Source organism: Corynebacterium lipophilum, from assembly GCF_024102595.1.
Lineage (GTDB): Bacteria > Actinomycetota > Actinomycetes > Mycobacteriales > Mycobacteriaceae > Corynebacterium > Corynebacterium pseudogenitalium.
The window spans coordinates 336,727-362,425 of the sequence record NZ_JAEUWV010000001.1 but is presented as its reverse complement, the minus strand read 5'-3'; the positions used below and the strand labels follow the sequence as shown (position 1 = coordinate 362,425).

Sequence of the window (25,699 nt, the reverse complement as noted above, 5' to 3'; positions counted from 1 at the left end):
CTTTAAATCAGCACCGCCCCAATGAGATAGCCGAGAATTACCGAGACTGCGATGCAGACGATACCCGGCAGAATGAATGGGTGGTCGAAGACGTACTTGCCGATTCGGGTCGAGCCCGTGTCGTCCATCTCCACTGCTGCAAGCAGGGTTGGGTACGTCGGCAGCACGAACAGTGCGGACACTGCTGGGAATGCTGCAACAGCGGTGAGCGGGCTGACGCCAATAGCGAGAGCAGCTGGGATAAGTGCCTTCGCGGTAGCGGCCTGCGAGTACAGCAGCGACGCTGCGAAGAACAGGACGACAGCAAGCAGCCACGGCTGTGCCGTCAAGACGTCGCCAGCGATGTTCTGAATGTCCTCAATGTAATGGTTGATGAAGGTGGTACCCAGCCAAGCAACACCGAGCACACAAACTGACGCGGACATACCGGAGCGGAACACCTGGGTGTTCAAGACCTCAGCTGCGCGGGACTTCGTAATCAGCAGGATCGCAGCGGCAGCCGAAAGCATGATCGCCATGATTGCCTCGTTACGAGGGACGGTTGGGTTCTCGATGAGACCGATCTGATCGGAGATGATCGTCGCGTAGAACATAACGATGACAATTGCGACAAGGAAGATCCACACGGATGCCTTCGCGCCGTCCTTCGGCTGGTAGCTGCTCGAAGTAGTCGTGGACTTTGCAACCAATCCGTCTGCGAGGCGACGCTGGTACACCTCGTCGTCAACAAGGTCTTTACCAAGCTTGTTTGAAACCCAAGCGGTTGGGAAGATCGCGAGGAAGGTCGCAGGAATCATGACGCCGAGCAACTGCAGGTATCCGACGCCCAGTGGCTCAAGTACGGAGGCCATAAAGACGACTGCAGCAGAAATCGGCGAGGCAACAATTGCCATCTGTGATGCGATGACTGCGACCGAAAGCGGGCGGGACGGGCGAACTTCGCCCTCCTTAGCAACCTCAACGATAACTGGAAGAGTGGAAAAAGCGGTGTGGCCAGTGCCTGCCAGCACGGTCATCAACCAAGTAACGATTGGCGCGTACACTGTGACGCGCTTTGGATTGCGGCGTAGGAACTTCTCAGCGAGGTAAACGAGGTAGTCCATGCCCCCCGCCAGCTGCATTGCAGAAATAGCAGCGATCACACACATGATGATGCCGATGACATCAAAGGGGATGTCATCGGCAGTTACGGACATGCCAGTGAGTCCGAGAAGCAAAACGCCAAGGCCACCGGCAAAACCGATAGCAATGGAACCCATCCGGGCGCCGAGCACAATGGCGCCGAACAGAATGATGAGTTGTATCACAAGTAACACAGGAACTCCCCTGATTCGGTCGAATTAGTATTCGTTTCCATTATCGCACTAAGAGGCGATAACTACCGAATCAGGGGAGTGTGAGATTTACTACTTTTGGTTGATTAGTCCTCGTCGAAAAATTCGCCGCGGTACTCTGGGTGCATCAAGTTGTCCTTGCCCAGCACAACCTTCAGCTCCTCCTCCGTGAGCAGGCCACGCTCGAGAACAAGATCACGAACGCTCTTACCCGTAGCAGCAGCTTCCTTACCGATGACGTCACCATTGTGGTGGCCGATCACTGGGTTCAGGTATGTGATGATGCCGATGGAGTTGTTCACAAAGGCCTCACACACATCCTTGTTAGCGGTGATGCCAACGATGCACTTCTCACGTAGCGTACGAACGGCGTTGGTGAGGAGACGGATGGAATTGAACAGGGCCTCGGCAACTACCGGCTCCATGACATTGAGCTGGAGCTGGCCGGCCTCAGATGCGGTCAGGACGGCAACGTCGTTGCCGAAGACCTTGAAGCACACCTGGTTTACAACCTCAGGGATGACAGGGTTCACCTTCGCAGGCATGATCGAAGAGCCAGCCTGCATTTCCGGCAGGTTGATCTCGTTCAGGCCAGCACGTGGGCCGGAGGACAGCAGGCGAAGGTCGTTACATACCTTAGAGATCTTCATCGCGGCGCGCTTCAGTGCGGAGTGCATCCACACGTAGTCGCCGGTATCGGACGTTGCCTCAATCAGGTTCGGTGCGCCCTTGATATCCAGCTTGGTGACTTCCGCGAGAGCCTCAACGATCTTCTGACGGTAGCCGTCTGGAGTGTTGAGCTCGGTACCAATTGCGGTTGCACCGAGGTTGACGGTCAGCAGTGCTTGTGCTGCGGACTTGATGACGTCCAGTTCCTCCTCAAGCAGTGCACCGAAGCCAGTGAATTCCTGGCCGAGCGTCATCGGGACTGCGTCCTGGAGCTGGGTGCGCCCCATCTTGATGATGTCGTCGAACTCTTCACCCTTAGCGTTGAGCGCCTTGGTGAGCTCCTCAAGCTCGGTCAGCAGGCCCTGGACGGCGTAGTACACACCGAGGCGAAGGCCGGTCGGGTATGCGTCGTTGGTGGACTGGGACATGTTGACGTCATCATTCGGGTTGATGATGTCGTAGCTACCCTTTTCTTCACCGAGGATCTCAAGAGCGAGGTTTGCGACAACCTCGTTGGTGTTCATGTTCAGGGACGTGCCAGCGCCACCTTGGAACTGGTCGATTGGGAACTGGTCCATGCAGCGACCGTTGTCGAGGATCTCGTCGCAGGCCTTGACGATGGCGTCCGCCTTCTTCTTTGGCAGAACGTGGAGGCGGTTGTTGGCCAGTGCGGTGGCTTTCTTTACTTCCACCATGCCACGAATGAACTCTGGCAGGTCATTGATGGTCTGGCCGGAGATCGGGAAGTTGTGGACGGCACGCAGGGTGTGGATGCCGTAGTAGACGTCGGAGGGCACTTCGAGTGTGCCAAGCAGATCTTCTTCAATTCGATTACTCATGCCACTGATTGTACGCAAATTCGACGCTATACAACTTTTGGGCCACCTAGTCACCCCAATAATAGGGATAGGGGTGACTTATCGGTGATTAATTGAAAACCCTATAGGCGTGCAATGCGCAGCTGAGTGGCCAAAATGGCTTCCGCGCCAATTTCAGAGAGAGCGTCCATAACCGCATTCGCTTGGGTTCGCGGAACCATAGCGCGCACCGCGACCCAGTTGTCGCGCGACAGCGGCGAGACAGTCGGCCCCGTCATGCCTGGTGTAAGTTCGCTGGCTTTGTCGAGGTCATCTCTGCAAATGTTGTAATCGAGCATCAGGAAGTTCTCTGCGTTCAAGATGCCGCGGATACGCTGAAGTACTACCTCATGTTCGTTTGCTAGCGTTACGCCCTTACGCTTGATGACGACGGCTTCGCTGGCAAGAATGGGCTCCCCAAATGGTGCCAGCCCATGTTGTCGTAGCGTCGTACCAGTGGATACGACGTCAGCAATAACGTCCGCGACGCCCAACTTGATCGAAATCTCAACAGCGCCGTCAAGCTCAATGACTTCCTTCGGAGTGATGCCGAGCCCGTCAAGATAGTCAATCACGAGGTGCGGGTATGAAGTCGCTATCCGCTTACCCTCCAAATCAGGCACCGCCCACGTTTCAGACTGCGGGGCAGCAAACCGGAACGTTGATGCACCAAAGCTCAACGGAAGTACTTCTTCTACTTCGGCATGGGAATTGAGTGCCAAATCTCGCCCAGTGATACCCAGGTCAAGGTGGCCTTGAGCAACGTAGATAGCGATGTCGTTTGGACGCAGGAAGAAGAACTCAATGCCGTTTTCTTCATCCCAGATATTCAGGGCCTTTGATGTGCCCCTCCCCTTGTAGCCGGCTTCTTTGAGGATCTGGAGAGCCTTCTCTGACAAAGAGCCTTTATTTGGAACCGCAAACTTAATCATCAGGCGAAATCCTTAGAGGTATTTATAGATGTCATCAGGGGTAAGACCGCGTTGCAGCATCATTACCTGGGTCCAGTACATCAGCTGGCTCATCTCTTCCGCCAGCTCCTCGTCAGACTGATACTCGGCAGCGATCCACACTTCACCAGCTTCTTCGATGATTTTCTTGCCGATGAAATGGGCGCCCTTCTCTAGCGCTTGCACCGTGCTTGAGTCAGAGCGCTTGGAGTCGGCAGTTTCAGTGAGCTGAGCAAAAAGTTGATCGAAGTCCTTCACGCACAACACCTTAGCGGAAACAGAAGAGCTTTGAGCGCGGTTTATGGCGCGGAATACCACCTTGCAACATCATGAAGTGTCGCAGACTGTAAATCGCTGAAGGTGATTCTTGTGGCCGGCTTCGGGACATAGTCGGCCAAGCCGAGCACCCGTGCACCTGCCCTAATCGCTGCTTGCATTCCCGCCTGAGAGTCTTCAACTGCGATACAGCGCGACGGCTCAGCACCAACCAATTGCGCTGCTTTCAGATACATATCCGGAGCTGGTTTTGGGTTGGATACCTCATCTCCAGTCACGGTTGCTTGAAAGTAATCGTTTCCGATGAAGTCAATGCAGGTTTGAGCGAGCGCGCGTTCCGTGTTCGTCGCAATGGCCATCGGAATGCCATGGTCCCGCAGTATGTCAAGGACGTGGCGTATTCCCGGGTTCAGCTCAATACCTTGCCCTAGGAGTTGCTGCATCCGTTCTTGCATCCACCGCTTCAGCCGCTCTGTATCTCCGGGCTGCAAGGAATACCCGGTCCAAGTAGTGATGATGCTCAACGCTGTGGGGAAACTGACGCCCTCCGCTTTTCGACGCTCCTCCGCAGAAAGCCTCTTGCCCAAAAACTCAGACAGCTCAAAGGTTGCTTGCGCCCAAAGCGGCTCGGTATTGATGAGCGTCCCATCCATATCCCACAGCACAGCTTGGGGAGCGCGAACCCTACTCACGATTGAACAGCTCCTGGACGACGGATGGATCCGCGCCAATCTGTGCCGAGACCTTCGCGAAAATTCCCTCGATGTCCGACATCTCCTCTGGCTCGAGCACGGCATATTGATGCTTAGCGTTGAACTCTTCAAGATTGGCAATGAGGCCCGTGTAGAGGTCGCTGATGGTGGCGTCGTCAACCGGCTGCGCGACGAGCGACGCAGTGTCGAGAAAAATCTCGAGGATTTCACGGAGCTCAGGTAGTACGGCAGGGTCAAATGGGGCTTCCCAGAGTTCGAGGTCCTGCTCTTGCAAATATTCACCGGATGCAAACACCCTCAAATCCTCGATGAACTCGTCGACATCGGATTGGAATGTGGATCGGAGACTACTCATCGTTGCTGCCTACCTTTACACCGAGTAAGCCTTCGATAGCTTGTCGAAGTAACCCGTTGTAATCGCCTTTGGCGGCGTCGATAATTTGAATCGCAGTTGGTGTGTCGAGGTCGTCAGCAAGGGCCTGGCGCAAATCTTGAATTGTCTGCTCCACGCGAGACTGCTGATCTGTCTGAGAAAGAATTGTGTGCCACGACTTGAGCCGATGCTCTGCTTGATCGAGTGCCTCGTAGGAGAAATCGCGGTCTTGGCGATAGTGGCCGGAGAAGACGGCAAGGCGGATCGCGGACGCTGAGTGTCCCTGTTCCGTCAGCTTGTGTACAAAGACGAGATTGCCGAGAGATTTCGACATCTTCACTCCCTCAAGCGCGATCATTCCCGCGTGCACGTAGTGGTGCGCCATCCGTTGCTCTCCAGTCGCAGCCTCAGCATGCGCGGCAGAAAACTCGTGATGTGGAAACGCTAGGTCCGAGCCTCCGCCTTGGATTGCAAACGGTACGCCGAGACGGTTCGCAGCGATGGCAGAACACTCGACATGCCAACCTGGGCGGCCGGGGCCGAAGGCAGAATCCCACGCGGGCTCCCCTTCCCTGTGTCCACGCCACACCAGCGCATCGAGTGTGTCTCGTTTCCCCTCACGGTCAGGGTCTCCCCCGCGCTCGGCAAAGAAATGCTCCATCTGCTCGCGCGTCATGTTTGACTCGTATCCAAACTGTTTGGTTGCGGTGATATCAGCGTAAATATCACCGTGGTCTAAACGGTACGCTGCGCCGACGTCGAGCAAGCGCTGCACCATCTCAATGACCTCATCGACAGTCTCCATCGCGCCAACATAGTCCTGAGGCGGGATGACTGAGAGCACTTCCATGTCGCTGCGGAAAAGGTTGATCTGTTCGGTTCCCAGCTCGCGCCAATCGACGCCGTCTCGCTCCGCGCGCTCGAACAATGGATCGTCGACATCGGTGATGTTCTGCACGTAATGAACGTCGTGGCCGTTAGCAAGGAGCTGACGGTAGATGAGATCAAAGGAGAGGTACGTAGCTGCGTGTCCAAGGTGAGTGGAGTCGTATGGGGTGATGCCGCAGACGTACATCCCCACCTTCCCCGAGTGATGGGCAGCTGTGTTAACGGGCTTTACCACCCTATCTGCGGTGTCATACAGAGACAGCGGCACCGGAGTACCAGAGACAGCAGGGACTACAGGTTGTGGCCAAGAATGCATAGTGACCACCATACCGCGGCACGCTCATCATGCGCGGTTACCGGCGTTCAAAGGCAAGCGTTGCCTACACCGGTTGCATAACTCCGGTAGCCAGCAGCGCCATCACGATGATGCCAAGAGGTATGCGGTACGCAGCAAACCAGGAGAATGAGTGGTGCGAAACAAACTTCAGCAGCCAAGCAATGGAAATATATCCCAAAACAAATGCGATAGCGCTTCCGACGAGCAACTGCAGACCTGTTGCTGCTTGCCCTGCTTGCGGATCAAACGCATCCGGTAGTGAGAAGATGCCTGATGCGAGCACTGCCGGGATAGCTAAGAGGAACGAAAAACGAGTTGCTACTTCCCGCTCAAGGTTCAAAAAGAGACCGCCCGAAATAGTGCCGCCCGAACGCGAAACACCCGGAATGAGAGCTAGACACTGCCACAGGCCCATCACGATGGCATCTTTTACTGTCAGCTGCTCGAAGCTACGCTTTTTCGTCCCGCGCTTTTCCGCCAAGATGAACACGAACGAAAACAAAATGAGAACCGTTGCAGTAATCCAAAGGTTGCGGAAGTTCTCACGGATCAAGTCTTTCAGAGCAAAGCCAAGCACCCCGACTGGAATAGTGCCAGCGATGACCATCCACCCCATCCGGTAATCGAACCCGCGCTTCGTCTTATCAAACAGTCCGACACACCATCCAGAGAGGAACCTCCAAATGTCCTTCGCAAAGAAGACCAGCACAGCGAGTTCGGTGCCGAGCTGAATGACAGCGGTAAAACTCGCGCCAGCGTCCTCGCCCCACAAAAGCTCGGACACAATGCGGAGGTGTCCTGACGATGAGACTGGAAGGAACTCGGTTAAGCCTTGGACGACCGAGAGGACAATCACTTGAGCCCATGTCATTGACTCTGCTAACTGAGAGGCGGCAATCATGTTGGAAAACCTTACCCGTGCGGAGAAAAATCCCCACATGCGTACAGCATTGATAAGGTTGACCTCCGTGAGAACAAAACGAAAAGTCGCCTTAATGCTGCCCATTATGGCCGTAGCTTTGGCTGTTGCGGCGTGTACCCCCGATGTCGTTGACCCAAATGACGCCATAAGTATGGGTAGCGCTCAACCAGTTGCGTCACCCCCTTCGGCACATCCTGACGGCCAGTTGCTTCAATTTGACACCATCGTCGATGTGGATCAAACGAACGACTTGATTGGTGTGCGCACCCCGGATGCGCTTTACGTTGGGACCAGCGCACAATTCGAAGAAAACCGAGTTGAAGAGTTCAAGTTGGAGGATGCTTGCGGTGAGGTCTCGGCAAACGCTGGTCAGTTTGCGGTAGGGTGCGGAGATTTCATTGCCATCATTAACAGAGAGGGGCTTCAAAAAGTTGCTACCGACCACCCGGTGACTGTGGCAACTGTCGCCTCGGACGGCAGTGTTTTAGCCGGAAGCGACAGTGCGAAATCAGTGTGGTTGTACAGCAACGGTGAGCTCAAAAAGGAGTTTTCTGTCGCGCGCGAAACTGACCAGCTGCAGGCTGTTCCGGTAGATGGTGGTGCCGATTCCGTGGTGCGCGTGAACACATTTGACACCACCATTCAGGACCTTGATTGGGGCACTGGACGTCAGGGGGCAACGTTGCGCGCTGGGCTTGGCGTCGGCAAGGTTGCTGCCGGAGAGCACGGTCTGGTGCTCGCTGCGGATGCGACGGGTAACCAGCTACTCGTGTACACCACCAATGAAGTCATTCGTCTCCAGCAGAGTGTGCCGGTGCCCTCCGGAGCGTGGGACGTCGCGTGGGATAGCGCTAATAAGCTCGCGTGGGTGACTTCAACCGAAAGGAACCTGGCGACTGCCTATGACATTTCCCACGGCGTCCCCGTTGAACGTGCTCAGGTCAGTACAGTTCCAGATGCACAAAGTATTGCAGCGCTCTCTGACGGAACACTCATTATCGGATCTGCGTCAGGTAGTGGCCTGCAAATAGTTTCCACTGAAAGCATTGAGGCCAAATAGAAATGAATCAACGCAATTTATACGACACGGTATATGGGCTCGCACTTCGGGGAATGTTTACAATTCCGCCTGAGCGCATCCACGACATCATCATGGGCGGGCTGAAAACCCTACAACGCCTAACTCCCCTCACCCGAGCTATGACTCGTGTCGTACGTGTCGACGGCCCGCTTCTCGAGCAGACGTTGTTCGGCGTGCGTTTCCCCGCCCCGGTGGGTCTCGCTGCAGGATTCGATAAGAACGCGGAAGCTCCGGACACGTGGTCGGCGATCGGTTTCGGTTATGCGGAATTAGGAACTGTGACCCCGAAGGCGCAGCCCGGAAACGAACGTCCACGGCTCTATCGCTTGCCGAAGGACAAAGCGATCCTCAACCGAATGGGCTTCAACAACGATGGCGCGCTGAGCATTGCAGAGCGTCTCCGAGCCCGGAAGACTCCTGAGATCGTTGGAATCAACATCGGGAAAAATAAGCTCTCCGAGGACGCGGTTGGCGACTACCGAGCTACCGCGACTGTGCTCGGCCCTCTGGCGGACTACCTCGTGGTCAATGTTTCTTCCCCAAACACCCCTGGGCTTCGCAACCTTCAGTCAGTTGAATCGTTGAGGCCAATCCTTGACGTGGTTACTACGGCAACTACGACGCCTGTGCTGGTAAAAATTGCTCCTGATCTCAGCGACGAGGATATCGATGCAGTTGCAGATCTGGCCGTCGAAATGAACCTTGCCGGCATCGTGGCGACCAATACGACCATCTCCCGCGAAGGCCTTCGAACCGATGCTGCCGAAGTGGAAGCCATGGGGGCGGGTGGTATTTCCGGCGCGCCGCTCAACAGCCGCGCGCTGGAGGTTTTGCGGCGTCTCCATGCGCGAGTCAGCGACCAACTCGTACTGGTCAGTTCCGGTGGCATTTCGACACCAGAGCAGGCATGGGAGCGTATTACATCCGGCGCAAGCCTTCTCCAGGGGTATACGCCGTTTATTTACGGTGGTCCGGGGTGGATCTACCGAATTCACAAGGACTTACAGAAGCAACTTAAAGCCCATGGACTTTCCAATATTACAGATGCTGTTGGCTCCGAACTCCCCTGGATCGCCTTGAACTCCGACTAGCTTGGTGGCCTACGTTTGGGCACTTGTACTGGCGATTTGCATCTTGAATCAACGTCACTCTATAGTAGTGCAAGTGCCCAGCCGAGAGGTTGAAAGCAAAACACCCAGCCCGGGTGGCGGAATGGCAGACGCGCTAGCTTGAGGTGCTAGTGTCCTATTAACGGACGTGGGGGTTCAAGTCCCCCTCCGGGCACAATGACCGGCTTCCTCCAGGAAGCCGGTTTTTTGTTTAGGCCGCACTTAAAGACGAAGGGCAAACGGATGCGCCAACAGTCACCACTACGCGTGATGGTCATTTTGGTACTTCTCGCAATTGCACTGTGGGTGTGGCGCTTCTTTGAAATACCTTCGCTGTCGACGTTTCGCGAGTGGGCTGATAGTACGGGAGCCTGGTTCCCAGTCGTTTTTTGGCTGCTCTACGTACTCATCACGCAGTTCCCGATCCCCCGTACGTTGCTCACCATTTCCTCCGGTGTTCTGTTCGGCGGTTGGTTCGGGATTCTGCTCGCTATTACCGCAACGACGGCCTCAGCAGGTCTTTCGCTAACTGTTGTGCGGTTTCTTTTACGTGACTGGGTTGAGAGCAATATTTCTCACCCCAAGCTTCACATGATTAATGAGCGGTTGGAACAGCGCGGTTGGCTGGCTGTAATGAGCCTGCGACTCATCCCCGGTATCCCTTTCTCGGTCATGAACTACGCTTCAGCGCTAAGTCGAGTCCGGCTTTTGCCGTTCATGGGGGCAACGCTCATCGGCTCGGCTCCTAACACGATTCTCGTTGCATTGTTCGGAGACACGTTGAGCGGAGATGCAAACCCAGTGCTTCTCGGCGCCGTGTTTGCACTGTCTGTTCTTGGCGTGACAGGACTGATTATCGACGCGCGCCACCCGGCGAAGCCGCGTCGAATAGAAGAGTAAAGGCTCGAGCGTGTACTTTCTTGAAGCACGCTAGTATGTACGCATGATTGCTGTGCATGCACGTTACCGTGGTCGCGAAAAAGGTCGCGCCGCGTTCGTCGAGTCCTCGGCTCACGCGCTCTCGACGCTTCCGGGTGTTTCGCCGTTCGAAGTCATTGGCGTTGAGGATATCCGCGCAACAGTGGATGGGCCGGAGACAGCACTTAACCTCATTATGGCGCTGCTGTCAGATGGTAATTGGGCTGTCGGCCTGGGAATCACGCGCAGGCGACGAGCAGAGTTTGCCGCCACTGAGGCTGTCGGCACACGTGCAGCGCAAGTGAAAGTTATCACGGATGCTCATGCGCCTGATACCGAGGCAGAAGATATCTCAGCGACGTTTGCCCTGCTGGCGCACATTCTGCATAAGCGAACGTTTGAAGGCCGCGAAGCCACATCGCTCGTGCGCTCTGGGCTCAACCAAAATGAAGCCGCAGCGCAACTAGGCATTTCTAAACAGGCAATGAGCCAGCGCCTGCAGGCCGCCGGGTGGCAGGCCGAGCAGGCTGGCTGGAAACTCGCGCTACACCTTATGCGTCGGGCGAGTCATTAGATTCAATTGCCCGGTGTTCGCCCTTTTGGGCAACTTGCGGCGTTTCGGTCGGGGTAGAGCCTTCGTCGAATGCGCTTGTCGGATCCGGGTCGTCGACGTGCTTGTTCGCGACGGCACGCGCCTCTGCAAGTGCCCGAGCAAGTTCAGGATCAGTGGAGGTATCAAACCACTGGTCCGTGCTGTCGTCTTCGCCGGCCATAGCGCGCGTTTGTGAATCTGCACGCTGGGGTTCGTAGCGGAACACTCCGTCGCTGTCCTTGCCAGCAAACGCCTTGGCGAACTGCTCCAAAGAATCGCCAAAGCTGTTCGGAATCATCCACATCGTTGATGCTTCATTGGCCGCGATCTTAGGCAGCTTCTCCAGGTACTGGTACGCAAGCATCTCCGGCGTCACCTCTGAGGACTTGATCGCCGCGTTGACTTTCTGAATGGCTCGCGCTTCACCTTGCGACTCAAGATATTTCGCCGCACGCTCGCCTTCCGCGCGTAGAATCATCGCCTGGCGCTCAGCTTCAGCCGCGAGAATAGCGGCGTGCTTCTCGCCTTCAGCAGAGAGGATTCGCGCCTGCTTCTCACCTTCGGCAGTTTTGATGTCCGACTCGCGCTTACCTTCAGCGGTAAGAATCATGGCGCGCTTTTCGCGGTCGGCTTTCATCTGCATTTCCATCGATTGCTGAATCGATGGTGGCGGATCAATCGCTTTCAGCTCAACGCGGCTAATACGCAGTCCCCACTTGGCGGTAGCAGCGTCAAGCTCACCCCTCAGGCGCCTGTTAATAGTTTCTCTCGAGGTCAGCGTTTCCTCAAGTGTCATCCCGCCGACGACATCACGCAACGTCGCGACGGATATTTGCTCAACACCTACCAAATAATTATCGACGCCGTAAATAGCCTTTGCCGGATCGTTAATCTGAAACGTCACCACAATATCAATTGCGACGGTGAGGTTGTCCTGCGTAATTACTGCCTGCGGAGGAAACGAAACGACCCTCTCGCGCGTATCAACGCGCGCTCTAACACGATCAATAAACGGCACCAGTAGTGTTAGCCCACCGGAAACGGTCCGTGTATAGGACCCCAGACGTTCAATAACTGCTGACTCACCTTGCGGGATTAGCTTCACAGATGCGAGCAGCACCGCGATTACCAAGATGAGCAGCAGCCCCAGTATTACCAAGGCCATTATGGCGACTCCTTCCATACGACAGCGATTGGACCGTCAATATCTGAAACGATGACTGTGGAACCAGACTTAATGGTGTGGCTTGGATCAATTGCTCTCGCGGACCAAAGCGATCCGTCCAGTTGAATCTGACCGCTGCTCGGCGTGATCTCCTCAACCACTTGTGCACTCGCGCCAATGAGTGATTGGCCAAGCTCCCCCACCGCAGATGGGCGGCGCAAGCGCCTGTGCAAGTAAGGCCGGAGGAGGAACCAGAAACCGGCCGAAGCAACTACAAACGCCCCGATTTCAACCCCCAAAGGCACCCCGGCAAGCGCAATAGCAGACGTAGTAAGCGCCCCTGCTGCAATCATGAGGAACGTGAACTCCCCTACGGCGAGTTCAGCAACTGCGAATGCTACGGCAATGCCTAGCCAAATAAGACTACCCACGGCTTCACTATACAAAAACGATTCGGTCAGCAGTCGGATTTCTTAAGCTGCGGATTGGTGACAAAATCCACGAGTCGCTCAACTGCGCCGATAAGGGTGGAATCAAGATCTCGGTATGTCTCGACAGCATCGTAGACACGCCGCCAGCCATCCTTCGGGCTGCCCCACCCGGCACGTTGGCAAACCCCTGTCTTCCAATCCTCTCCGTAAGGCACCTTTGGCCAGTTCTTCAACCCAACTCGTTCCGGCTTTACGGCTTCCCAAATGTCGATGTATGGGTGGCCTGTGACAAGTACGTGTGGGCCTACCCCCTCGACGAGGCGGGACTCTTTTGTGCCGTCGATGAGGTGGTCAGCAAGCACACCGATGCGTCGCCCCGGTCCCGGGTGGAACTCCTCCAGCCTGTCGCTCAAGTTGTCAAGCCCCTCAAGATACTCAACGACGACACCTTCGACTTTGAGGTCGTGCCCCCATACCTTCTGTACGATAGCGGCGTCGTGAATACCTTCCACCCAAATTCGGCTTGGCTGCGCAACTTTCGCTTTCGCGTTAACTACTTTTCGTGAACCGGAGTTTGAGCGGGTGCTCGATTCCTGCTGCGGAGCGACATAGCGGTGTAAGGAGACTCGCTGTCCCTCTACTTCGAAGGCTCCGGGAAGCATCTTAAAAAGGCGTTGTTGTCCGTGCCTGTCCTCGAGACGAACGAAATCACCGTCGTATGTACGCTCAAAACCAACTACGGCTCCCACGAATTCGTCGCCCACAATCTCGACGATGATGCCTGGCTCTGCGGGGATGCTGGGATACTTGGGCTTCTTGTTGCGCGAATGCCCTTGGAAAATATCTCCGCTGTAACGATTATCCGGTGTCATAGTGGCACTAGTCTATCGGTTACCATCAGACGAATGAATCTTCGCGCGCATGTTTACTCGCCACTGCAAAACACTGCGGTGTGGATCGCAGCGTGGTTGTATCACGTGACGTCGACAGACGAAACGCTCGCAGCACTTGACGAGCTCGGTGGAGGCCACCATTATGGCACCGGTGGGGGCGTAGAATTGCTCACCGAAATTCGCAGGGTAGCTAATCTTGAGTCCCGCGAGCCGGTCGTGCGGCTAGTCCTAGGTGGAGCGGGCGACACTCCTGCTCTGTGGGCTCATACAGCAGCGGCGGAAGCAATGACGGATGCAGGAGCCTTGATCATCATCGGGGCAGAAGGGCTCTATCACATTCTCATTCCGAGCTTCGAAACAGACGGCGTGCACTGGCGTTGGTTCGAGGATTATCGACGCCCACCCGAACCAGACTGGCTATCTCCTGGTGAGGCCGACCAAATGCTGAGAAGCGCAACAGATCAAGCTGCGATGATGATTGAGGCCGTCGCCCAGCCCAACGAAACGCTGTCCTCACCCCGACTGACGGTCGGCCATATCACCGATTTCTATGACACCCCAGGATTGCCAATTGCCACCACGCCAAGGGCAGCTCAGATTTTTGCGCGCGCGGATAGAGTCTCGGCGATCGTTGAGACGGTGACAGATCGGCTGGGAGATCACTCTTTTGATCAGCACTTGCTCGTATTGGGAAGGAGCATCCGAAGAGCGCGAACAGCAGGCGTTGCGGAAGCCGTTCGCGATTTTCGGGCTACTCGGTAACGCGCGGACGAATCGGAGCGCAGCAATCAGTGTGGCAAGGAACACCATTTTCGGTGCAGCCCTGCACCGAAATCGTGGACAGCGTAGGAGGCGTCGTGCCGCGGCTAATGCATTCTGCAATGTCAACGATCATCGATGCGAACCGCGGCTCGAGACCGATAGTCGGGACCCTGGTGAATTCAACGCCGAGCTTGTCGCACTCAGCCTTCAATTCGGTATCGAGATCCCACACAACCTCCATATGGTCAGTCAAGAACCCGATCGGCACGCAAACGATGTGAGTGACTCCCTGTTGATGGAGCTCCTTGACGCGGTCGATAATATCGGGCTCTAGCCACGGAGTCTGCGGGTTGCCGGAACGCGATTGCCAAACGTTTTCGTAAGTCTCTACTCCTGCATGCTCTGCGACGAGGCGCGAAGCCTCAAGGACCTGTCGCGAGTAAAGATGTGCGTCCTCGTGGCCGCCAGCGGCGGCATCTGCAGCTGTGGGAATTGAGTGCGCCGAGAAGAGGGTCCGGGTCGTTCGCAAAGCCTTGTCATCAAGTGACTCCATTGCTTGCTTCAACGAATCACCCATGAGCCGGACAAACGTTGGGTGCCCGTAGAACTGCCACAGTTTTGTGAAATGCAGCTCAGGGTGTGCCTGGTGCAACCGAGCAATATCCTCATCATACTGACGGCAAGCGGAGTAACCGCCCCAAGCGCTCGTAGCGAAAACGAGGATGTTCCGATGCCCAGCTTCTGAGATTTCGCGTGCGGTATCTTCTGCGAAAGGATGCCAATTCCGATTTCCGAAATAGACCGGAAGATTATGCCCCCGCCTACTCAGCTCGGCACGAAGCTGCTCGATGATTTCTAGATTTTGGCCATTAATTGGGCTCACTCCACCGAAGTGGAAATAGTGCTCACCAACTACTTTCAACCGCTCTTTCGGGATGCCCCTGCCGCGTGTGACATTTTCGAGGAATGGAATTACTTCGTCCTCCCCTTCTGGTCCACCGAAAGAGAGCACGAGCAACGCATCGAAATTTTTGAATGCCATGGGGAATGATTCTAATGAACTAAAGCAGACGGACTGCATTCGCTGACATACCAGACCAACGAACTGGAGCAATCTGAACATTCTGGCCAGCTTGGGGAGCCTCGATCATCATGCCGTCGCCGAGGTAAATTGCCACGTGCTGACTGCCGCCAGGGCCCCAGAACAAGAGATCGCCACGTTGTGCTTCACTCGGCGCAACTGGAGTTCCTCGCTGGTACTGGTAGCCCGTGTAGTGCGGCAGCGAAATTCCTACGCCAGCAAAGGCGTAGAGTACAAGCCCAGAGCAATCGAATCCAGACATGCTCCCGCCATTCACACCCACGGTTGGACCATTCGCGTCACCACCGCCCCAAACATACGGCGTACCGATCATCGCTTCGGCACGTGCGATTACTGTCTCTACAGACGAGGAATTTGCCGACGGTGCTAAGGCAGACCGAACTTCATTCGTAATCGACTCGAAAGTGCCAACTGCAGGAACGACCTGCGACAGATCGGAAGTAGCAGAGTCAGGCTGACCAGCGGAGGAATCAGCAGCCAGAACACTATTTAGCCCCTGTGCGAAAGCAGCAATGACGTCACTTGTGCTCGAGCCTCCATAGGGGTTCGCTGTTTCGCTGTGATCAGGCTGAGAGGAACCAACGAGGGCTTCAGAAGCGACGATGGTTGCCGCTTGGGTCAGCAAGTCAGTGACATCGCTCCCCTCGGAGTACTCGAGCCGCGGCGTATCTGCCTGGTTGGAGACCTCCACATATCCACCCGTACGCTGCGCCGTATTCACGGCTTGTACTAGTGCTTGTTCATTTGGAACCTCAGCTCCGGGGGCAATTTCGTTCATTCGTTCTTCGACGGCGTCAAGAAGCTCAGGCGAAACCTCATACGTTTCAGCTGGAGTCTCCTGAACCTCAGCTGACTGCGGCGCAGGGCTATTTGAGATGCCACGTTCCTGCGCGACGTCGCTCTCGATGCTGTTCAACTCCGCAGATGCAGCCTCGCGCTGCTCAATGACATCGTCTAGTTGTGAAGACAGAGAGGCAAGCTCATCACGCGTAGCGGATTCTGCGGCCGCAGCTTCGTCCGCAGCCTGCTGCGCAACTTCACTGGCCTGGCGCTGCAGAGATTCATCGTTCGCAGCCTCGAGGCGTGCTTGCTCAACTTCGGCGAGCTTTTGCTGTTTTTCCTCGCTTCGTTGACGGAGAAAGAGTGAACGGTCAAGTACATCCTTTTGCGATTGCTCTCCACCGAGTGCCTGAATCGGGCTTCCACCAGCGGAGTTGCGATACTGCGACCGAGTCACTGCGGATAGCTCAGCACGAGCTTTCTCAACTGCCGCCTGCGATTCCTCCAGACGACGCTTCGCCTCCTCAGCACCGCGGCGTGCCTGCTCAGAACGAGACTGAGCATCATGGAGGTCTACAAAAGCACGATTTGCCGCTTCCCGTAGTTGACCAATTTTCAGGTCTAGTTCGGCGATCTCAGCTTGCGATGCTGAAAGCTTGGCTACTAGAGCAGACGCAGTTGACTGCGCTGCGGGAGCAGCAACAGCAGGGCCCACAGGAGAGCTCAATGAAAAAGCCAACGCGAAACTGGTTGAACAAGCAAGGGTGCTGGACCAAACCTGGCGAGCACGCGTTCGCGTGCTCTTCGACGGGGTAACCACGAAGGTGCTCCTCACGCCGCACCCAACATCAACTCATGCAAAGTCTCACGCCGGGAAAGCAAGCGAGTGACTAGCTCGCTGTCAGGCAAACCCGACCTGTGAAGACTCCGCGTGCTGAGACGAGTACGGCTCTGTTAAATCGACTACTGAAAACAGCCTCACGGTTGTGTACGACGCAAACATAGACGTGGTTTGACTGGACCACACGTGTCAAAAGTCAGTGCAACTTCCTTGACTAGAGGAAAGCTCTGGCACGTTTGCAACACACCTCAGCTCATGAGGCAACAAACAAACCATACGACACTTAACTGATTTGTTACACAAACTTTATCTTCAGTAACAGAAGTTAAGGATTTTCACTTGACGACGAGAGCTCTAACCTCGGATTATGTGGGCACAAAAGTAGCAGTGTGATTATTGTCACTTAAAAGTCGCCAATCGAAACGTCAAGGCTCTACGCCTGACGCCAATTCTGGATAGCGGTGGCTCCACACGTGACGATGAGGACTACTGCAACCGCAATCAATACCGAAATCCAATCAAGCTGCCTAGAGGATGCCTCTTGCAGAAACTGCGCCACCCCATCTTCGTAGCTTGAGGCCCGTACAGAGGCGAGCTGGCCAGCCTCGATTGAGGAACGTGGAAACTTTTCTGATGTAGCAATGGCGACATCGGGCGTTCGGATATAGATAGTTTCGATTCCGGTGGCAAGATTGAGGTCTTGCGCCAGATCTCTTAACTCAGGAATGCGGGGAGGCGTCGAGTCGAGAAAAACGAGCCCCACATTAAGGCCAGAATGATCATGCGCGCTCGACAAGGTGGAAGATAGTGACTGTTCCAGGCTGCCGGTGCCTTCATTGGCAGTCTCGAATGCGATACCGTCAATATTGAGCTGATCTACAAGGCTATCGAATCGTGGATCTGGATTTTGGTATTGCATGTCGCGGCTACATTCCTCTGTGGTCGATGGGCCCCTCATTCTATCCTGTATGGCGATAATCACCTTGTACTCCCCCGTACAGTTCGCCTTAACTGCGGAGATTGTTGGGTTGTGCCCCAAATGGGGGGTTTAGCTCCATTTTTTCTCAAATCTTCCCTGTTGGACAACAAACATTACATCCGTACTGTTATCATTGCTACGCATAGGCGGTTAATCGCATATCTTTGAGGTTGACCGTTTGGACCTTGTTCCAATTTATCTGGTTTACGACGAGAAACGGAGCTTACTGTGACCGAAAGCAAGAACTCCTTTAACGCCAAGAAGTCGCTTCAGGTCGGCGAGAAGTCTTATGACTACTTCGCACTTGATGCGGTTGAAGGCATGGAGAAACTTCCATACTCCCTCAAGGTTCTTGGTGAAAACCTCCTCCGCACTGAGGACGGCAAGAACGTGACCAAGAAACACATCGAGGCTATCGCGAACTGGGATCCAGATGCCGAGCCATCTGTAGAAATTCAGTTCACCCCTGCCCGCGTCCTTATGCAGGACTTTACTGGTGTTCCTTGTGTCGTGGACCTGGCCACCATGCGTGAGGCAGTTTCCACACTCGGCGGTGATCCTGATCAGGTCAACCCGCTGAACCCAGCCGAGATGGTCATCGACCACTCTGTGATCATCGAGGCGTTCGGTTCCACCAACGCTCTCGACAAGAACGTCGCAATCGAGTACCAACGCAACGAGGAGCGCTACCAGTTCCTGCGTTGGGGCGCTGAGAACTTCTCGAACTTCCGCGTTGTGCCACCGGGGACCGGTATCGTTCACCAGGTCAACATTGAGTACCTCTCCCGTGTTGTATTCGATAACGATGGCGTTGCATACCCAGACACCTGTATTGGTACCGACTCCCACACCACCATGGAAAATGGCCTTGGCATCCTGGGCTGGGGCGTTGGCGGTATTGAGGCTGAGGCTGCAATGCTTGGCCAGCCAGTTTCGATGTTGATCCCACGCGTTGTCGGATTCAAGCTCACCGGTGAGATTCCTGCCGGCGTCACCGCTACCGATGTTGTGTTGACGATTACCGAGATGCTGCGCGAGCACGGCGTGGTTCAGAAGTTCGTCGAGTTCTACGGCAATGGTGTAAAGCAGATCCCGCTTGCAAACCGTGCGACGATCGGCAACATGTCGCCTGAGTTCGGCTCCACCTGTGCGATCTTCCCAATCGATGAAGAGACCATCAACTACCTGCACCTTACCGGTCGTTCCCAGGAGGACATCGACCGTGTGGAGGCATACGCGAAGGCTCAGGGCATGTGGCTTGAGCAGGACGCTCCAGAGGCGAAGTACTCCGAATACTTGGAGCTTGATCTCTCAACGGTCGTTCCGTCAATCGCTGGCCCGAAGCGTCCGCAGGACCGCATCCTCCTGTCCGAATCCAAGGACACCTTCCGTAAGCAGCTGCCGGACTACAACGATGCTGGCAACGAGACCTTTGAGCCAGTTCGTGCGGCGAAGGTTGAGACAGTTGACTTCAATCAGTCCTGGCCTGCAAATGGAGAATCTGCAGCAGTCGGCACAGAGGGTCGTGCTTCGAAGCCCGTTATCGTTGAGTCGCCGCAGGGTGGCGAGTACACCCTGGATCACGGCATGGTTGCGATTGCAGCTATTACTTCCTGCACCAACACTTCCAACCCATCGGTCATGGTTGGCGCTGCTCTGCTCGCACGCAAGGCTGCGGAAAAGGGTCTGAAGGCGAAGCCATGGGTTAAGACAATCATGGCACCGGGTTCCCAGGTTGTCGACGGCTACTACGAACGCGCCGATCTCTGGAAGGACCTCGAGGCTGTGGGCTTCTACCTCACCGGCTTCGGCTGTGCATCCTGCATCGGTAACTCTGGTCCTCTGCCAACAGAGGTCTCCGACGCTATCAACGAATACGACCTGACCGCGACCGCAGTCCTGTCTGGTAACCGTAACTTCGAGGGCCGCATTTCTCCTGACGTCAAGATGAACTACTTGGCTTCGCCTCTGCTCGTCATCGCCTACTCCATCGCTGGCACGATGGACTTCGATTTCGAGACTCAGCCACTTGGCCAGGACCAGGATGGCAACGACGTCTTCCTGAAGGATGTATGGCCATCAACTGAGGAGATTGAATCCACCATTGCTGGCACAATTTCCCGTGAGATGTACGAGGCTGACTACGCCGACGTCTTCAAGGGCGACAAGCAGTGGCAGGATCTGGATATCCCAACTGGCAAGACATTCGAGTGGAACGACGATTCCACGTACATCCGCAAGGCCCCGTACTTTGACGGAATGCCGGCTGAGCCAAACGATGTTTCGGACATCGATGGTGCTCGCGTCCTTGCTAAGTTGGGTGACTCTGTAACGACGGACCACATCTCCCCTGCTTCGTCCATCAAGCCAGGTACGCCGGCAGCAAACTACCTCGATGCAAACGGCGTCAAGCGCCAGGACTACAACTCCTTCGGCTCACGTCGTGGTAACCACGAGGTCATGGTTCGCGGTACCTTTGCCAACATCCGTCTCCGCAACGAGCTTGTTGAAGACGCTGGTGGCTACACTCGCGACTTCACCCAGGAAGGTGCACCGCAGGCATTCATCTACGATGCTGCACAGAACTACCAGGCCGCTGGTATTCCGCTTGTCGTCCTGGCAGGCAAGGAATACGGCACTGGTTCTTCCCGCGACTGGGCTGCAAAGGGCACGAAGCTGCTCGGCGTCCGCGCTGTCATCGCTGAGTCCTTCGAGCGTATTCACCGTTCGAACCTCATCGGCATGGGCGTGCTTCCACTGCAGTTCCCAGAAGGAAAGTCTCACGCATCGCTCGGGCTCGACGGCACAGAGACGATCTCCATTAGCGGCATCACAGCGTTCAATGAGAACGGAACGATCCCTGAGACCGTCCGTGTATCCGCAACGAAGGATTCCGGCGAGACCGTAGAATTCGACGCTGTAGTCCGCGTAGATACACCAGGTGAGGCTGAGTACTACCGTCACGGCGGTATTTTGCAGTACGTTCTTCGCCAGATGGTCAAGAACTAACACCGTAGTTACGTAACACGCTTGAGGGGTCTCCGCGGTATGTGGTGACCCCTTAAGTCTTTCTTTTTCTCCAATGCAATTATTAAGTAGCTCGAAAGGTTGGGCGCCTGACTATGCCGATCATTAGTGATGCAGAGCTCGCGCGGCGTCGCAAAGAAATCTTGGATGCGTCGAGAGCATGCTTCGCCAAGTATGGGTTTGAAGGAGCTACCGTAGCTCGTTTGGAAAAGGCCACTGGCAAAACGCGTGGTGCTATTTTTCATCACTTCGTAGACAAGGAAACGTTGTTTCTCGCCATCGCCAGCGAGGACGCTGAACGCCAAGCTGAGGTAGTTAGCCGACAGGGGCTCGTAGAAGTTATGCACGACCTCTTGCAACATCCGGAAGAAAATGACTGGTTCGTGACGCGTTCTGAGATTGTTCGAAAGCTCCGCACAGATCCTGCATTTGAAGCTCGGTGGAGGAAGCACCAGGAAGTACTTGATGAGGCTGTGCGGAAACGGCTGGAATCGAATACGGCGATGCGGCAAGATGTGCCAATTGAAGTAATGCAGACCTATCTAGAGACAGTTCTGGAAGGGTTCATAATCAAATTGGCCGCAGGTGAGCCACCAGAGCAGCTGGAAGCAATGCTAGACGTTGTCGAGCAGTCTGTTCGATCTTCGGTTTCTAGCTAGCTACCGGGCGATATAGACTGTTCGTCATGTCTAAGTTGCTTATGGTGTCGCTGCGAAATGGTGAGATCGGTGCTGACGTTGCTCACGCCGAGTACAACGACGTACTCAAAGCGACGAAGATGGATCAGACAGCTATAGAGCTCTGTCATATCTCTGACGAGCACGCCCAGCTGAAGTCACTGGATTCAGTTGAAGGCGTGATCGTTGGAGGTTGTTCTTTAAACGTTTCAGATGCACATACCTCAGCGTGGGCGCAGCATGTAGATGCTGTGCTCACTGAGGTTGTGGAATCTGGAAAACCCGTGTTCTTCGTTTGTTTCGGAACGAGCTGGCTGGTGCACTACCTCGGAGGAAACATCGTTCACACGCATCCAGAGGACTCTGGCCCGACACAGGTTTCGCTTTCAGACGCCGGTAAACGTGACGTACTGCTTCAGGGGTTCCCAGGGAACTTCACAGCGCTGACCGGACATACCGAGAATCCTGACGAGTCCACCCTCCCGCCCTCACTTGAGATATTGGCAGTTGGGAATAGTTGTCCGGTTCAGATGATTCGGTACGGTGATCATGTTTGGGCGACGCAATTTCATGCGGAGATGGATGCCAAAGCAATGCAGACTCGTATGGACTTCTTCGCTAACTATGGGTACTTCTCTCCGGAAGACTACGACAAGATCGTAAAGGGGCTGCCTCTTCACGATGTTTCGTGGGCAAACAGAATCTTACAATCATTTACGCAATACTGCGTGGGTTGAGTAGAAACAACTTGTTTCTGGTAGCTAGAATTCCTACTTATGCATGCAATCATCACAACCACAGGTAAAGACCGTGTAGGCATCATCGCAGGAGTTGCGATCGCCGCGGCTGAGGTAAACCTCAATATCGTAGATGTTTCCCAAACTCTCATGGATGACTTCTTCACCATGATCATGCGTGTGGAACTTCCCGAAGGCGATGTAAACATGGAATTACTGCAAACTCACCTTTCAGCAGCTGGTGAATCTTTGGGGGTCATTGTTCGGATCCAGTCCGAGGACCTTTTCACCGCCATGAACGAAATCTAGGGAGGGGTTGCTGTGGCTGTTGATTTTGATTTCAAGTCCCAACACATTCTTGACGTCATCAAGATGATTGAGGACTACCGGCTGGACATTCGTACTGTAACAATGGGAATCTCACTCATCGGTTGTACACGTCCCACTATGGATGCAACGTGCCAGGCGGTCTACGACAGAGTGACGACGAAGGCAGCCCGTCTGGTAGAAGTTTGCCAGGACATTGAACGCGAGCTCGGTATTCCCATTGTGAACAAGCGAGTCTCCGTTTCTCCCATTGCTTTGGTCGCAGCTGGGGTGGACGGCAATCCGGTCGACATTGCAAAAGCGCTTGACAAAGCGGCGGGTGAGCTGGGAGTCAACTTCGTAGGTGGTTACTCGGCGCTCGTTGAAAAGGGGGCAACCACCTCTGATATGCGTCTCATCGAGTCCATTCCGGAGGCATTGACCGTCACGGAGAACGTGTGTGGCTCGGTGAACATCGCTACTTCCCGTGCTGGTATCAACATGGATGCTGTCGCGAAGATGGGGCGCGTCGTGAAAGAGGCAGCGGAGCTGACCAAAGACCGTTCTTCGATTGCGTGCGCAAAGCTTGTTGTGTTCGCAAATGCTGTGGGTGATAACCCATTTATGGCCGGAGCGTTCCATGGCATTGAGGAGCCTGACGCGGTTGTTTCAGTTGGTGTATCAGGCCCTGGTGTCGTCGACAATGCGATCCAGCGGCTCGGAAAAGCCAGCTTGAACGAGGTAGCTGAAGAGATCAAGAAGGCTGCGTTCAAGATCACCCGCGCAGGCCAGCTGGTTGGCAACCTTGCTTCAGAACGTCTCGGAGTGCCATTTGGCATCGTCGATCTCTCCTTGGCGCCGACTGCTGAGGTTGGTGACTCCGTTGCGCATATCCTCGAGCACATGGGGCTAGAGCAGGTCGGCACGCACGGCACGACGGCTGCGCTCGCGCTTCTTAACGACGCCGTCAAAAAGGGCGGCATGATGGCATGCTCCCGTGTCGGAGGGCTTTCTGGATCCTTTATTCCGGTTTCGGAAGATAAGGGCATGATTGATGCGGTCCGCGCTGGATCCATCAGTATGGACAAGCTCGAAGCGATGACGTCGATCTGCTCTGTCGGGTTTGACATGATCGCCATTCCTGGCGACACCTCCGCGGAGACCATCGCGGGGATGATCGCTGATGAGGCTGCAATCGGCGTCATGAACCATAAGACCACCGCAGCGCGCCTCATCCCCGTCCCCGACACCAAGCCAGGTGACGAGGTAAACTTCGGCGGCCTGCTCGGCTACGCGCCGGTCATCCCGGTCAATACGAAGAGCAGCGCGGAGATGATCCAGCGCGGCGGCTTCATTCCGGCACCTGTGCACGGGTTTAGGAACTAGGCGTGCTTTCCTTGACCCTCACATTGTGTGAGGGTTTAGGTTTGAAGGCGTGAAGATTTCAGATGTTGCCGTGGCCGCAGGTTGCTCCGTACGTTCAGTGCGCCACCTGCACCAAAGCGGAGCCGTAGCAGAGCCCGCTCGCACGAGTAGCAACTACCGGGAGTACACGATCAGCGACCTCGCTGCTGTGGTCCGGGCTCGTGCGCTTATCGACGCCGGCGTGCCCATCGCCGACGTCGCAGCAAAAGACACAGCGCTTGTGGTCGAGCATGCTCTAGACCAGCTGGATAGCCGCATTGCCCACCTGCAGCAGCAGCGAAAAAGGCTGGCCAGGCTTGCGTCCAATCCTTCTGGCGCGCCGGAGGATATCCGCCAAGCACTGGGTGGAGTATTCACCGACCCGCAGGCGCTCCAGCGCGAGCTGGACGCGTGGGATCTCATGGCGCTGACCGGGGTTACCACTGCCGCCACGTGGGACCAGCTACGTACAAACCTCAACGATCCGGAGTGCGTCAAGGCAGCCCGCGCCGCCGAGAAACTCTGGGACGACCTGGGGGAAATGCGGCCGCGGGACAGCAACGTAGCCGAAACCGCCGCGCGCTTTCGCGAGCTCCTCCCCCACGGGCTGCTCCGGGGCGTTCTCTCTACCCTCCAGCCTGGTGACGTACCACTCGGTGTACACGATGTGCCGACCCGTGGCGCGCAACGAGTCGTGCTGCAGGCGTTGGCGGAGGGCTTCGATGGATAAGGTCCTCTCACTGTGGAAGAGGCATCCAGGCTTCCGTCTTGCACGCTACGAGCTCGAACTGTACCTCGATTTACTGCGGTGGATTCGCGGCCACCGGCTCGTGCCAGAGGATGCGGAGGTCCTCCCCCACCCGCCAGGGCGATTGCAGATGCTCGTGAGCGTGGTTTCGGTCTTGTGCATTGAGATGGTGGTGGTTCACCTGCTCCTACCCGAAAGCACGGTGCGGTTAATTGCGCTGCTGCTGTCCATCTGGGGCGTTGTGTACGTCGCCTCGCTGATCGGCAGCGAACGCATTCGGCCGAGCTACGTTGCCGATGACGTAACAGTACTGCGCCGCGGCAAGCTAGTGTTTGCCGAAATCCCGTCCTCGCTCATCAAGCAAAAACACCACCAACGAACGTTTGCGTCCGAGGTGTCTATTGACGGCGAGACGCTCACTGTAGGCGGGGCAGGTGGCACCGACACGCTTCTAGATCTCAGCGAGGCGATCGACGTCGCCGGTGATCGCTACCCCTGGCAGCGACCCCGGATGCAACCAGTGACTCAAATCCGTTACTACGCCGGGGGTGCACGTGAATCTAGCGCTTCTTCCCGATAAGGAAGTAAGACACCCAGCCAAAGGTGTTTACCACGCCGATGATCGGCGTCCACAGCCACTTGGGGCCACGCAATTTGCTGTCTTCGGCCCTTGCGAGGTCGCGCAGCGCAACTGCTTTGCCGACTGTATCCATCGCCGCAAGCACTCCTACGATAGTTTTTTGGTCTGTTGACATGCTATTCCATGCGTCACGCAGGAACTTCAGGTTTTCGTTGTTGGCCATGTGGTCAGTCTACGCGTCGGTTAGA

The 25,699-nt window shown here is 55.6% G+C and carries 27 protein-coding genes and 1 tRNA gene; 13 read left to right on the top strand and 15 right to left on the bottom strand.

Annotated elements, in window-relative coordinates; translation table 11 throughout:
• Nucleotides 1-2: 2 nt before the first annotated feature.
• From JMN37_RS01755 to JMN37_RS01720, 8 genes are all read right to left on the bottom strand, one after another.
• Complete coding sequence (locus JMN37_RS01755; protein ID WP_070976914.1) at nucleotides 3-1,316, bottom strand: anaerobic C4-dicarboxylate transporter; 1,314 nt, start codon at nucleotides 1,314-1,316, stop codon at nucleotides 3-5.
• A gap of 104 nt (nucleotides 1,317-1,420) precedes the next feature.
• Entirely contained in the window at nucleotides 1,421-2,842 is a 1,422-nt protein-coding gene (gene aspA, locus JMN37_RS01750; RefSeq protein WP_070362459.1) for an aspartate ammonia-lyase, read from the bottom strand.
• Between the two features lie 101 nt (nucleotides 2,843-2,943).
• Nucleotides 2,944-3,792 carry an ATP phosphoribosyltransferase gene (gene hisG / locus JMN37_RS01745; protein WP_070362458.1) on the bottom strand — a complete coding sequence of 283 codons (849 nt, stop codon included), beginning with the start codon at nucleotides 3,790-3,792 and terminating at the stop codon, nucleotides 2,944-2,946.
• A gap of 12 nt (nucleotides 3,793-3,804) precedes the next feature.
• Nucleotides 3,805-4,068 carry a phosphoribosyl-ATP diphosphatase gene (locus JMN37_RS01740; RefSeq protein WP_252930882.1) on the bottom strand — a complete coding sequence of 88 codons (264 nt, stop codon included), beginning with the start codon at nucleotides 4,066-4,068 and terminating at the stop codon, nucleotides 3,805-3,807.
• Between the two features lie 41 nt (nucleotides 4,069-4,109).
• Complete coding sequence (locus tag JMN37_RS01735) at nucleotides 4,110-4,778, bottom strand: HAD family hydrolase (RefSeq protein WP_246814877.1); 669 nt, start codon at nucleotides 4,776-4,778, stop codon at nucleotides 4,110-4,112.
• Nucleotides 4,771-5,154: a hypothetical protein gene (locus tag JMN37_RS01730; RefSeq protein WP_070477117.1), complete on the bottom strand. Its 384-nt coding sequence runs from the start codon at nucleotides 5,152-5,154 to the stop codon at nucleotides 4,771-4,773. Before JMN37_RS01730 ends, JMN37_RS01735 begins: the two co-directional genes overlap by 8 nt.
• On the bottom strand, nucleotides 5,147-6,376 hold the full coding sequence (gene mshC / locus JMN37_RS01725) for a cysteine--1-D-myo-inosityl 2-amino-2-deoxy-alpha-D-glucopyranoside ligase (protein WP_252930881.1): 1,230 nt from the start codon (nucleotides 6,374-6,376) through the stop codon (nucleotides 5,147-5,149). Before mshC ends, JMN37_RS01730 begins: the two co-directional genes overlap by 8 nt.
• A gap of 64 nt (nucleotides 6,377-6,440) precedes the next feature.
• A complete protein-coding gene (locus tag JMN37_RS01720; RefSeq protein WP_252930880.1) occupies nucleotides 6,441-7,298 on the bottom strand; it encodes an undecaprenyl-diphosphate phosphatase in 858 nt (285 codons plus the stop codon).
• On the opposite strand from JMN37_RS01720, the gene JMN37_RS01715 reads away from it, so the two are divergent.
• The 5 genes from JMN37_RS01715 (at nucleotide 7,297) to JMN37_RS01695 (ending at nucleotide 11,001) form a co-directional block, all read left to right on the top strand.
• Complete coding sequence (locus tag JMN37_RS01715) at nucleotides 7,297-8,379, top strand: YncE family protein (RefSeq protein WP_252930879.1); 1,083 nt, start codon at nucleotides 7,297-7,299, stop codon at nucleotides 8,377-8,379. The genes JMN37_RS01720 and JMN37_RS01715 overlap by 2 nt on opposite strands.
• Before the next feature lie 2 nt (nucleotides 8,380-8,381).
• On the top strand, nucleotides 8,382-9,491 hold the full coding sequence (locus JMN37_RS01710; protein WP_252930878.1) for a quinone-dependent dihydroorotate dehydrogenase: 1,110 nt from the start codon (nucleotides 8,382-8,384) through the stop codon (nucleotides 9,489-9,491).
• 107 nt (nucleotides 9,492-9,598) lie between these two features.
• Nucleotides 9,599-9,684: transfer RNA gene (locus JMN37_RS01705), tRNA-Leu, on the top strand.
• A gap of 68 nt (nucleotides 9,685-9,752) precedes the next feature.
• Complete coding sequence (locus tag JMN37_RS01700) at nucleotides 9,753-10,409, top strand: TVP38/TMEM64 family protein (RefSeq protein ID WP_252930877.1); 657 nt, start codon at nucleotides 9,753-9,755, stop codon at nucleotides 10,407-10,409.
• Between the two features lie 43 nt (nucleotides 10,410-10,452).
• Nucleotides 10,453-11,001, top strand: coding sequence for a MarR family transcriptional regulator (locus JMN37_RS01695; protein ID WP_252930876.1), 549 nt, complete (start codon nucleotides 10,453-10,455; stop codon nucleotides 10,999-11,001).
• On the opposite strand, the gene JMN37_RS01690 is transcribed toward JMN37_RS01695, so the two are convergent.
• Genes JMN37_RS01690 through JMN37_RS01680 form a run of 3 tightly spaced genes read right to left on the bottom strand, consistent with a single transcriptional unit; the run spans nucleotide 10,979 to nucleotide 13,487 of the window.
• Nucleotides 10,979-12,184 carry an SPFH domain-containing protein gene (locus tag JMN37_RS01690; protein WP_252930875.1) on the bottom strand — a complete coding sequence of 402 codons (1,206 nt, stop codon included), beginning with the start codon at nucleotides 12,182-12,184 and terminating at the stop codon, nucleotides 10,979-10,981. The two genes, JMN37_RS01695 and JMN37_RS01690, sit on opposite strands and share 23 nt — an antisense overlap.
• Complete coding sequence (locus JMN37_RS01685) at nucleotides 12,184-12,615, bottom strand: NfeD family protein (RefSeq protein ID WP_070977209.1); 432 nt, start codon at nucleotides 12,613-12,615, stop codon at nucleotides 12,184-12,186. The genes JMN37_RS01690 and JMN37_RS01685 overlap by 1 nt, the downstream gene beginning before the upstream one ends.
• 26 nt (nucleotides 12,616-12,641) lie before the next feature.
• A complete protein-coding gene (locus JMN37_RS01680) occupies nucleotides 12,642-13,487 on the bottom strand; it encodes a DUF3097 domain-containing protein (RefSeq protein ID WP_252930874.1) in 846 nt (281 codons plus the stop codon).
• 33 nt (nucleotides 13,488-13,520) lie between these two features.
• Between JMN37_RS01680 and JMN37_RS01675 the strand changes: the two genes are divergently transcribed.
• The gene (locus JMN37_RS01675) at nucleotides 13,521-14,270 is read left to right on the top strand and encodes an Rv1486c family protein (RefSeq protein ID WP_070362450.1); all 750 of its coding nucleotides are present in this window, start codon (nucleotides 13,521-13,523) and stop codon (nucleotides 14,268-14,270) included.
• On the opposite strand, the gene JMN37_RS01670 is transcribed toward JMN37_RS01675, so the two are convergent.
• From JMN37_RS01670 to JMN37_RS01660, 3 genes are all read right to left on the bottom strand, one after another.
• On the bottom strand, nucleotides 14,260-15,312 hold the full coding sequence (locus tag JMN37_RS01670; RefSeq protein WP_252930873.1) for a ferrochelatase: 1,053 nt from the start codon (nucleotides 15,310-15,312) through the stop codon (nucleotides 14,260-14,262). The genes JMN37_RS01675 and JMN37_RS01670 overlap by 11 nt on opposite strands.
• Nucleotides 15,313-15,331: 19 nt before the next feature.
• Complete coding sequence (locus JMN37_RS01665; protein WP_070977206.1) at nucleotides 15,332-16,879, bottom strand: NlpC/P60 family protein; 1,548 nt, start codon at nucleotides 16,877-16,879, stop codon at nucleotides 15,332-15,334.
• Between the two features lie 547 nt (nucleotides 16,880-17,426).
• The gene (locus JMN37_RS01660) at nucleotides 17,427-17,912 is read right to left on the bottom strand and encodes an Rv1476 family membrane protein (protein ID WP_252930872.1); all 486 of its coding nucleotides are present in this window, start codon (nucleotides 17,910-17,912) and stop codon (nucleotides 17,427-17,429) included.
• A 288-nt stretch (nucleotides 17,913-18,200) separates the two neighbouring features.
• On the opposite strand from JMN37_RS01660, the gene acnA reads away from it, so the two are divergent.
• From acnA to JMN37_RS01625, 7 genes are all read left to right on the top strand, one after another.
• Nucleotides 18,201-20,981, top strand: a complete 2,781-nt coding sequence (acnA, locus tag JMN37_RS01655) for an aconitate hydratase AcnA (RefSeq protein WP_252930871.1) — start codon at nucleotides 18,201-18,203, stop codon at nucleotides 20,979-20,981.
• 113 nt (nucleotides 20,982-21,094) lie between these two features.
• Nucleotides 21,095-21,658 carry a TetR/AcrR family transcriptional regulator gene (locus tag JMN37_RS01650; protein ID WP_070362446.1) on the top strand — a complete coding sequence of 188 codons (564 nt, stop codon included), beginning with the start codon at nucleotides 21,095-21,097 and terminating at the stop codon, nucleotides 21,656-21,658.
• A 26-nt stretch (nucleotides 21,659-21,684) separates the two neighbouring features.
• A complete protein-coding gene (locus tag JMN37_RS01645) occupies nucleotides 21,685-22,413 on the top strand; it encodes a glutamine amidotransferase-related protein (RefSeq protein WP_070362445.1) in 729 nt (242 codons plus the stop codon).
• A 39-nt stretch (nucleotides 22,414-22,452) separates the two neighbouring features.
• On the top strand, nucleotides 22,453-22,722 hold the full coding sequence (locus JMN37_RS01640) for an ACT domain-containing protein (protein WP_070477096.1): 270 nt from the start codon (nucleotides 22,453-22,455) through the stop codon (nucleotides 22,720-22,722).
• Nucleotides 22,723-22,734: 12 nt separating this feature from the next.
• Nucleotides 22,735-24,105, top strand: a complete 1,371-nt coding sequence (locus JMN37_RS01635) for a PFL family protein (RefSeq protein WP_071572615.1) — start codon at nucleotides 22,735-22,737, stop codon at nucleotides 24,103-24,105.
• A 49-nt stretch (nucleotides 24,106-24,154) separates the two neighbouring features.
• Nucleotides 24,155-24,853: a MerR family transcriptional regulator gene (locus JMN37_RS01630; RefSeq protein ID WP_071572614.1), complete on the top strand. Its 699-nt coding sequence runs from the start codon at nucleotides 24,155-24,157 to the stop codon at nucleotides 24,851-24,853.
• On the top strand, nucleotides 24,846-25,451 hold the full coding sequence (locus JMN37_RS01625; RefSeq protein ID WP_070477092.1) for a hypothetical protein: 606 nt from the start codon (nucleotides 24,846-24,848) through the stop codon (nucleotides 25,449-25,451). The genes JMN37_RS01630 and JMN37_RS01625 overlap by 8 nt, the downstream gene beginning before the upstream one ends.
• Here JMN37_RS01625 and JMN37_RS01620 read toward each other — a convergent pair.
• On the bottom strand, nucleotides 25,432-25,674 hold the full coding sequence (locus tag JMN37_RS01620) for a PLDc N-terminal domain-containing protein (protein WP_070477090.1): 243 nt from the start codon (nucleotides 25,672-25,674) through the stop codon (nucleotides 25,432-25,434). The two genes, JMN37_RS01625 and JMN37_RS01620, sit on opposite strands and share 20 nt — an antisense overlap.
• Nucleotides 25,675-25,699: the final 25 nt, after the last annotated feature.

Bases quoted from the DNA above. Each gene is read 5' to 3' on its own strand.
- JMN37_RS01710 (WP_252930878.1), top strand. From the start codon at position 8,382: ATGAATCAACGCAATTTATACGACACGGTATATGGGCTCGCACTTCGG.
- JMN37_RS01720 (WP_252930880.1), bottom strand. From the start codon at position 7,298: ATGATTGCCGCCTCTCAGTTAGCAGAGTCAATGACATGGGCTCAAGTG.
- JMN37_RS01620 (WP_070477090.1), bottom strand. From the start codon at position 25,674: ATGGCCAACAACGAAAACCTGAAGTTCCTGCGTGACGCATGGAATAGC.
- JMN37_RS01680 (WP_252930874.1), bottom strand. From the start codon at position 13,487: ATGACACCGGATAATCGTTACAGCGGAGATATTTTCCAAGGGCATTCG.
- JMN37_RS01660 (WP_252930872.1), bottom strand. From the start codon at position 17,912: ATGCAATACCAAAATCCAGATCCACGATTCGATAGCCTTGTAGATCAG.
- JMN37_RS01695 (WP_252930876.1), top strand. From the start codon at position 10,453: ATGATTGCTGTGCATGCACGTTACCGTGGTCGCGAAAAAGGTCGCGCC.
- JMN37_RS01650 (WP_070362446.1), top strand. From the start codon at position 21,095: ATGCCGATCATTAGTGATGCAGAGCTCGCGCGGCGTCGCAAAGAAATC.
- JMN37_RS01645 (WP_070362445.1), top strand. From the start codon at position 21,685: ATGTCTAAGTTGCTTATGGTGTCGCTGCGAAATGGTGAGATCGGTGCT.
- JMN37_RS01625 (WP_070477092.1), top strand. From the start codon at position 24,846: ATGGATAAGGTCCTCTCACTGTGGAAGAGGCATCCAGGCTTCCGTCTT.
- JMN37_RS01730 (WP_070477117.1), bottom strand. From the start codon at position 5,154: ATGAGTAGTCTCCGATCCACATTCCAATCCGATGTCGACGAGTTCATC.
- JMN37_RS01690 (WP_252930875.1), bottom strand. From the start codon at position 12,184: ATGGCCTTGGTAATACTGGGGCTGCTGCTCATCTTGGTAATCGCGGTG.
- mshC (WP_252930881.1), bottom strand. From the start codon at position 6,376: ATGCATTCTTGGCCACAACCTGTAGTCCCTGCTGTCTCTGGTACTCCG.
- JMN37_RS01715 (WP_252930879.1), top strand. From the start codon at position 7,297: ATGTTGGAAAACCTTACCCGTGCGGAGAAAAATCCCCACATGCGTACA.
- JMN37_RS01700 (WP_252930877.1), top strand. From the start codon at position 9,753: ATGCGCCAACAGTCACCACTACGCGTGATGGTCATTTTGGTACTTCTC.
- JMN37_RS01640 (WP_070477096.1), top strand. From the start codon at position 22,453: ATGCATGCAATCATCACAACCACAGGTAAAGACCGTGTAGGCATCATC.
- aspA (WP_070362459.1), bottom strand. From the start codon at position 2,842: ATGAGTAATCGAATTGAAGAAGATCTGCTTGGCACACTCGAAGTGCCC.
- JMN37_RS01675 (WP_070362450.1), top strand. From the start codon at position 13,521: ATGAATCTTCGCGCGCATGTTTACTCGCCACTGCAAAACACTGCGGTG.
- hisG (WP_070362458.1), bottom strand. From the start codon at position 3,792: ATGATTAAGTTTGCGGTTCCAAATAAAGGCTCTTTGTCAGAGAAGGCT.
- JMN37_RS01670 (WP_252930873.1), bottom strand. From the start codon at position 15,312: ATGGCATTCAAAAATTTCGATGCGTTGCTCGTGCTCTCTTTCGGTGGA.